Below are 6289 nucleotides of genomic sequence, written 5' to 3'. Positions count from 1 at the left end.
AGGAAGCGCTCGGCCGGGATATCCCGGCCGAGCGCTTCCTGGTCGGGTGAGACCGCCGGGTTTTGATGGCCCGGTTCGTGGCCGCTGTGAGCGCAGTGAGGTGGCGTCAGCCCTTCAGCGTCCGGTCGAGCAGGGCGCGCAGCTCCCGGAAGTGCCGTTCCGTGGCTCCTTCGTGGAAGGCCGAGGTGTCCGCCATGGAGTAGCCGTGGGATGCTCCGCGGTAGACCTCGTTGGATGCCTTAAGTCCTGCAGCCTTTAGGGCTTTCCCCAGCCGGGCCACGGCCGGGGCGTCCATGCTCCGGTCGTGGTCCGCGTGGCCGAACACGAACTCGGCTCTGGCCGTTCCGAGCCGCAGGTGCGGGCTGTCCGGCTCGTCCGTGGCCAGCCCGCCGCCGTGGAAGCCGCCGCATGCCGCCACCGCCTCCGGGTGGGATGTTGCGGTGCGCACCGCCAGCCTGGCCCCCATGCAGTAGCCGAAGGTTCCGATGGGACCCGGCGCAACGCCGTCGAGCGCCCTGAGCGCCGAAACCCAGGCATCGATGTCCGCCAGCGCCTTGTCCGCGGTGAGCCGGCCAATCCGCGGGAACGCCGCCTGCCCGGCTGCCTGCCTGCCCTCCGGGGTGGTCATGTCCCCCTTCGGGGCAAGCTCGGCAACAGTCCCGTCCCGGTAGAAGACGTTCGGGGCCAGGACAACGTACCCCCAGCCGGCAACGCGCTGCGCCATGTCCTCGATGCGCGGGCGCAGGCCGAAGGCGTCCATGTACAGGATCACGCCGGGGAACGGCCCGCCGCCGCTGGACGGACGGGCCAGCAAGGCTTCCGCGGTGCCTTCTGCGGCTGGGATTTCAATGAGCATGGGGTCAGGATATCGGACGCAATTCCGACGGCGGCGTGCTGGCTACCCGTAGTACCGTGCCAGGGTGTCGGCTTTGAAGTCGAAGAAGGTGCCGTCCTCGATGGCCAGGCGGGCGTCGTCCACCATTTTCACCACGAACCGCTCGTTGTGGATGGAGATCAGCGTGGCGGACACCATCTCCTTGGCCTTGTACAGGTGATGGATGTAGGCCCGGGAGTAGTTGGTGCACGCGTAGCAGTCGCAGCCGTCCTGGAGCGGGCCGAAGTCCCGCTTGTACTTGGCGCCGGAGAGGTTGTACCGGCCGGTCGGCGTATAGAACGCGGAGTTGCGGGCCACCCGGGTGGGGGAGACGCAGTCGAAGGTGTCCGAGCCGTTCTCGATGGCCGTGAAGATGTCGTCCGGTTCGGAGATGCCCAGCAGGTGCCGGGGCTTGTCCTCGGGCAGCTCCTCGTTGCACCACCGGACAATCGTGCCCAGGTTTTCCTTCTCCAGCGCCCCGCCGATCCCGAAACCGTCGAACGGCATGGCGCCCAGGTCCCGGCACGCCTTCCGGCGCAGGTCCTCGTACTGCGCGCCCTGGATCACGCCGAACAGGGCCTGGTACGGTTTGCCTGCCCGGGAGGAGGTCAGCCGGAAGTGCTCCTCGAGGCAGCGCAGCGCCCACAGCCGGGTGCGCTCCAGGGACTCCTCCTGGTAGCCGCGCGAGTTCTGCAGGGTGGTGAGCTCATCGAAGGCGAACATGATGTCCGCTCCGATCCGGTGCTGGACCTGCATGGAGATTTCGGGGGAGAACCTGTGCCGGTCGCCGTTGAGGTGGCTCTTGAACCACACGCCGTCGTCGTCAATATGGGCCAGGCGCTCCTTGCCGGGGGCCACCGCGTCGTCCGGTCCGGGCGCGCCGGCGGCGGCAACAGTCTTCATGTCGATGACCTTCTTGAACCCCGAGCCGAGGCTCATCACCTGGAATCCGCCCGAGTCCGTGAACGTGGGCCCCGGCCAGTTCATGAACGCGCCCAGGCCGCCGGCCTCGTCCAGGATGTCCGCACCGGGCTGCAGGTACAGGTGGTAGGCGTTGGCCAGCAGCGCCTGCGCCCCCAGGTCCGCCATGGCCTCGGGCAGCACGGATTTGACCGTGGCCTTGGTTCCCACGGCAATGAACGCCGGGGTCTGGATCGTGCCGTGGGGCGTGGAGATGGTGCCGGTACGTCCCAGGAACCGGCCCCCGTTGGATGCCTCCTGCGGGGCGGACGGCGGGCAGCTCTCGGCCAGGCGCGTGCCTACCCGGAAGGAAAACTCCGACTGCCGTGACCGTGCTTCATCGCCGGCAGTGCGCGGGCCCGGTTCAAACGGGGCGTCAGCAGGGTGTGGAGCTGGGGCAGGGTTGGCTGGCACCGTACAAGTCTGCCAGCAACCAGCCCCGTCCCGGCAACCGGGCCGGTCAGCTGACCGGTTCCGATGCGGGGTAGTGCTCGGCCCGCCAGGCATCCCAGGATGAGCGGATGGCGTCCAGCCTTGCGGCGCCAAGGTCGTAGGTGGAGGCGATGACCAGGGACCCTTCGCCCTCTTCGCGCACGTCCTTGATGGCGGGATGGTCGGCCACCACCAGGAGTCCCTCGCCGTGTTCCGCGTAGTCGTGCACCGTGACACCCACCTGGTGGCTGGTCCGGTACCAGACCTTTCCGCTGATCTTCTCGCCGGTCCCCAGTGTCAGCTGGTAGCTTTCACCCGGTGCCGGCAAATCCGCCAGGCCGAGCTTCTCGATCGCTGAGCCCTGACCTTCCGTCAGGTGCAGGAACAGGGTGTGGCGCTTGCCGTGGGGGTGGCGTTCCAGGGCGAAGCGGAGCTGCTGGAGGAACGTGAGCCAGCCCTGCGTGATGTCCTCGTCCCAGGCGGCCCACTCGGAATCGTGGTCAATCGCTCCCCGGGTCACGCTGACCCGGGTTCCATTGGGCTCGGGGTGAAGTTCAAAAGTGTCCCCGCCGTGAACGGTGAGACTGGTGTGGTCCGGCGACTCCTCAACGTCACCGGAGAAGTAGATCTCCTTGATCTCGGCGTCCAGGTCTTCAGCCTGCCAGCCATGCCATTGGGCTACTTTGGACGGTTCCCGCAGCATGGTCCAGACCTGCGGCGCGTCGGCGTTGATCACTACGCTCAGATTGTTGGTCATAGCCCCGAATGTACAACTCCGGCCGGATGCCGGGAAGGGGCAAATTACCTAACCGGGCACCCTGTCCGGGGCGTTGGGCAGCGTCAGGAGCGGACGGCTTCCAGCTCGTTGCTGATCCGCCGCTCGAGTTCGCCCATCCCGATGGTTTCCGAGCCCCCGTGGGCGCGCAGGAACAGCAGGGATTCGAGCCGCAGGAGGCGCCATTCGCGCTCGGCGTCGTGGTTGGAGTTGTCGATGGAGCGGAAGATTTCCTTGTCGTACAGGTTGGGCTCGTTGAGCGAGCGCTGCCGGACCTTCGCCGCCATCCTGGCCTTGAACGGATCCGTTTCCTGGTTTTCCGGGGTCCGGATCAGCTTTTCGTAAACCTCGGCCCGCTCCGCCTGTCCGTCCTGCCGGCAGATGTAGCTGGACAGAGCGAGGGATGCCTCCACGGACGCCCACCGCCCCGGGTTCCCGTCGAAGGGCAGGACATTGAGGAGGTCGGCAACGGCAAGTGCACCGTCGGCATCCTTGAGGGTGATGAACAGTTCGTGGGCGAGGTCGCTCAGGTCCTTCAGGCAGCTGCCGGACTTGAAGTTGACGCCCTTGGCCAGCCGGTCCGCCAGCAGCAACACGCCCTGGGCGTCAGGGTGCGTTTCGGCCGCGGCTTCCACCACTGATTCCGGAGTGCCCTGAGGTGCGGGAATCAGTGCCAGGTCCTCTTCGCTGGGACCGGTCACCGCGGGCGGGACCGGCGGGAGGGGAGGTACGACGACGGCGGGAACGGCGGCAGCGGAGGCAGGCTCTTCGCCGGGCTGCTTGGCTTGCTCCTGCGGCACGTCTCCTGCTGCCGGGGACCCTTGCGCCAGCACCGTGACCGTGGTGCCCACCGCGATGCGGAGGGTACCGCCACCGGACAGGCTGGCGAGGACCATCGCGGGCGCCCCGAAATCGTCCCGTTCAAGCTCAACCTGGTGTATCTCCGCTGTCCGCCCGCCGTCGGGCAGGACAATGTGGCTGCCGGTGGTCAGGGATCCAGCCTGCTGTTCAAGATGGTGACGGGCGGCTGGTGTTTCGGTCATGGGAGTCCTTAAGTTCTCTTGCGGTCCGCCCTACAGTCTACAAAAGCGGGCCCTTAAAATCGGGGACCCCCAGCTTGCTGCCGGGGTGTCAGAAGCCCACGCCGGCGAAGGCCAGGGCCTGGCGGATGAGGGCACCGCGGCCGCCGGAAAACTCCATCTGGACGCCCGGGCTGAGGACTTCCGCGGGGGTCATCCAGGTCAGTTCCAGGGCGTCCTGGCGGGGCTCGCACTCACCGGTCACGGGGATGACATAGGCCAGCGACACGGCGTGTTGCCGCTCATCGGTGAAGCCGGTCTGGGACGGCGCCGGGAAGTACTCGGCCACCGTGAACGGCACGGGGCTGATGGGCAGCTGCGGGAACGCCAGCGGTCCCAGGTCCTTTTCCATGTGCCGCAGCAGGGCGGCGCGGATGGTTTCGCGGTAGATGACGCGGCCCGACACGAGGGACCGGACCATGGTTCCGTCCTCGTCCGCCTGGAGCAGGGTTCCCACTTCATTCACGAAGCCCAGGGGGTCCAGCCTCACCGGCACTGCCTCCACGTACACCATGGGCAGCCGCCCGCGCGCCTCAAAGAGGTCTTCTTCGGAAAGCCAGCCGGGGTTCGGGTCAGGAGTGCGCACGTTCATGGTTAAGTTCTACCCCATGGGACCCCGCTGGCAGGGCGAGGCTAAGCTGCCGGCGGAATGCGTCGGCACGGGCTGTCGTCCCGGCGCGGCCTGTCACCCGTGGCGCCCGGCAATCCAGAGGGTGGCCGGTACGTGCCCGGGGCCGGGCCCGCCCGCGTCGGGATTGGCTACATGGAGGGTGCGTCCGAACGCTTCCTCCGTGAGGCTGACCTGCTGACCTGCCGAGGCGAGGCGTTCCCGCAGGGGTTCCAGCGCGCCGTCGTACTCGAAGCCCAGGCCTGAACGTGCCGGTCCTGAAGCCGGGCGCACCAGCAGGACACCGCCGTTCTTGGTGGAAAAGTCGGCAGTGTCGTCCTGGTCCGGAACGGGGCGCGGGCGCGCCCCGATGTGCTGCAGCGTGCGGGCGGCGGCGGCGGGATCCTCGGTGAACCAGACCCCGGCGACGGCCAGCGCCGGGTCGGCGTCCGCGCATTGCGCAAAGTGGGACGCCTTGTCCGCCAGGAACGTGAATCCGTCGGGGGCCGTGATCCTGCAGGCCTCGCCATGGTCCGCGGTGACGAGTTCCGCGGGGGCGGCGCCGTCCTCCCCTGCCGCGAGATTGGTCCGGCGGGCGAATTCCGCAAGGTCGCCCACCTCCACCGCCAGTGCTGTGGTGCCGTCCTCCGCGGCGCCTGCGGGGACGGTGTGGAGGGCGAGGCGGCCGGAGCCGGCGTCAAAAACCCGCCACCCGGCGTCGTTCTCGGTAATGACCATGCCCAACGCCGTGAGGAGCGTGTCCCAGGAGTCGGGCCGGGAGGTGAAATGAAGGGGGCGGACGCGGAGCATGGCTTGTCCTTCGGGTCGGAACGGGACGCTTAGGGCCCATACTGCCACGTGGGCCGGCGGGTGTCTCGGCGCTTGTCACGGCGGGCTGCAGGAGCACAATAGGGGGCATGGCCGTTGAACTTGAGGAACTGCTGCTGCCGGACGCGGTGGCATGGCGCAACTGGCTCGATGCGAACCACAGCACCAGCCCCGGGGTGTGGCTGGTCCTGCACAAAAAGGGCGGAAACGTGACGGAACTGGACTACGCCGCCGCACTGGACGAGGCACTGTGCTTTGGCTGGATCGATGGCCAGACGCGCCGCCGTGATGAGCACACGTCGTTCCAGCGGATGACGCCCCGGACCCGGAGGAGCCCGTGGTCGGCACGGAACGTCGGCCACGTGGCGCGGCTTGATGCAGCGGGGAAGATGACCGACGCCGGGTGGGCGGCCGTGAATGCAGCGAAGGCTGACGGGCGCTGGGCAAACGCATACGGCGGGCAGGCCGTGGCCGAAGTTCCCGCTGACCTGGCCGCCGCCATTGCCGCGGTTCCCGCCGCTCAGGCGATGTTCGACGTCCTGACCAAGACAAACCGGTTCGCCCTGATTTACCGGGTCAACTCCGCTGTGCAGGCTGCCACCCGGGAACGGCGGATTGCCGGGTTCGTGGAGATGCTGGCGCGGGGCGAGGCTCCGTACCCGCAGAAGAAGCGTCCCGCCCCCACCACGCCGCCCGCCCCCAACTAAGTAGCGCCAAGTGTCGTTTTGAGGCTC

Annotated in this window: 7 protein-coding genes; 1 reads left to right on the top strand and 6 read right to left on the bottom strand. The window is 68.1% G+C overall.

Features of this window, described 5'->3' with window-relative positions; all coding sequences use genetic code 11:
• Window positions 1-106 precede the first annotated feature (106 nt).
• From U7114_RS14050 to U7114_RS14025, 6 genes are all read right to left on the bottom strand, one after another.
• Entirely contained in the window at window positions 107-856 is a 750-nt protein-coding gene (locus U7114_RS14050; protein WP_323057694.1) for a dienelactone hydrolase family protein, read from the bottom strand.
• Between the two features lie 42 nt (window positions 857-898).
• A complete protein-coding gene (gene tgt, locus U7114_RS14045; protein WP_416235557.1) occupies window positions 899-2248 on the bottom strand; it encodes a tRNA guanosine(34) transglycosylase Tgt in 1350 nt (449 codons plus the stop codon).
• A gap of 46 nt (window positions 2249-2294) precedes the next feature.
• Window positions 2295-3023 carry an SRPBCC domain-containing protein gene (locus U7114_RS14040; RefSeq protein ID WP_323057693.1) on the bottom strand — a complete coding sequence of 243 codons (729 nt, stop codon included), beginning with the start codon at window positions 3021-3023 and terminating at the stop codon, window positions 2295-2297.
• Window positions 3024-3106: 83 nt separating this feature from the next.
• Entirely contained in the window at window positions 3107-4084 is a 978-nt protein-coding gene (locus tag U7114_RS14035; protein WP_323057692.1) for a DUF6707 family protein, read from the bottom strand.
• A gap of 88 nt (window positions 4085-4172) precedes the next feature.
• On the bottom strand, window positions 4173-4712 hold the full coding sequence (locus tag U7114_RS14030; RefSeq protein WP_157239255.1) for an NUDIX hydrolase family protein: 540 nt from the start codon (window positions 4710-4712) through the stop codon (window positions 4173-4175).
• 93 nt (window positions 4713-4805) lie between these two features.
• Window positions 4806-5537, bottom strand: a complete 732-nt coding sequence (locus U7114_RS14025; protein ID WP_323057691.1) for a VOC family protein — start codon at window positions 5535-5537, stop codon at window positions 4806-4808.
• Window positions 5538-5644: 107 nt separating this feature from the next.
• Between U7114_RS14025 and U7114_RS14020 the strand changes: the two genes are divergently transcribed.
• Window positions 5645-6262: a YdeI/OmpD-associated family protein gene (locus U7114_RS14020; RefSeq protein ID WP_323057690.1), complete on the top strand. Its 618-nt coding sequence runs from the start codon at window positions 5645-5647 to the stop codon at window positions 6260-6262.
• Window positions 6263-6289: the final 27 nt, after the last annotated feature.

Origin of the sequence: Pseudarthrobacter sp. C1 (assembly GCF_034720455.1) — a bacterium.
Lineage (GTDB): Bacteria > Actinomycetota > Actinomycetes > Actinomycetales > Micrococcaceae > Arthrobacter.
Note: the sequence above shows the minus strand (reverse complement) of the source record. Positions and strands in the feature narration are given on the sequence as shown.

Coding starts and splice junctions, on each gene's coding strand:
- U7114_RS14050 (WP_323057694.1), bottom strand. CDS start 856: ATGCTCATTGAAATCCCAGCCGCAGAAGGCACCGCGGAAGCCTTGCTG.
- U7114_RS14040 (WP_323057693.1), bottom strand. CDS start 3,023: ATGACCAACAATCTGAGCGTAGTGATCAACGCCGACGCGCCGCAGGTC.
- U7114_RS14035 (WP_323057692.1), bottom strand. CDS start 4,084: ATGACCGAAACACCAGCCGCCCGTCACCATCTTGAACAGCAGGCTGGA.
- U7114_RS14030 (WP_157239255.1), bottom strand. CDS start 4,712: ATGAACGTGCGCACTCCTGACCCGAACCCCGGCTGGCTTTCCGAAGAA.
- U7114_RS14025 (WP_323057691.1), bottom strand. CDS start 5,537: ATGCTCCGCGTCCGCCCCCTTCATTTCACCTCCCGGCCCGACTCCTGG.
- U7114_RS14020 (WP_323057690.1), top strand. CDS start 5,645: ATGGCCGTTGAACTTGAGGAACTGCTGCTGCCGGACGCGGTGGCATGG.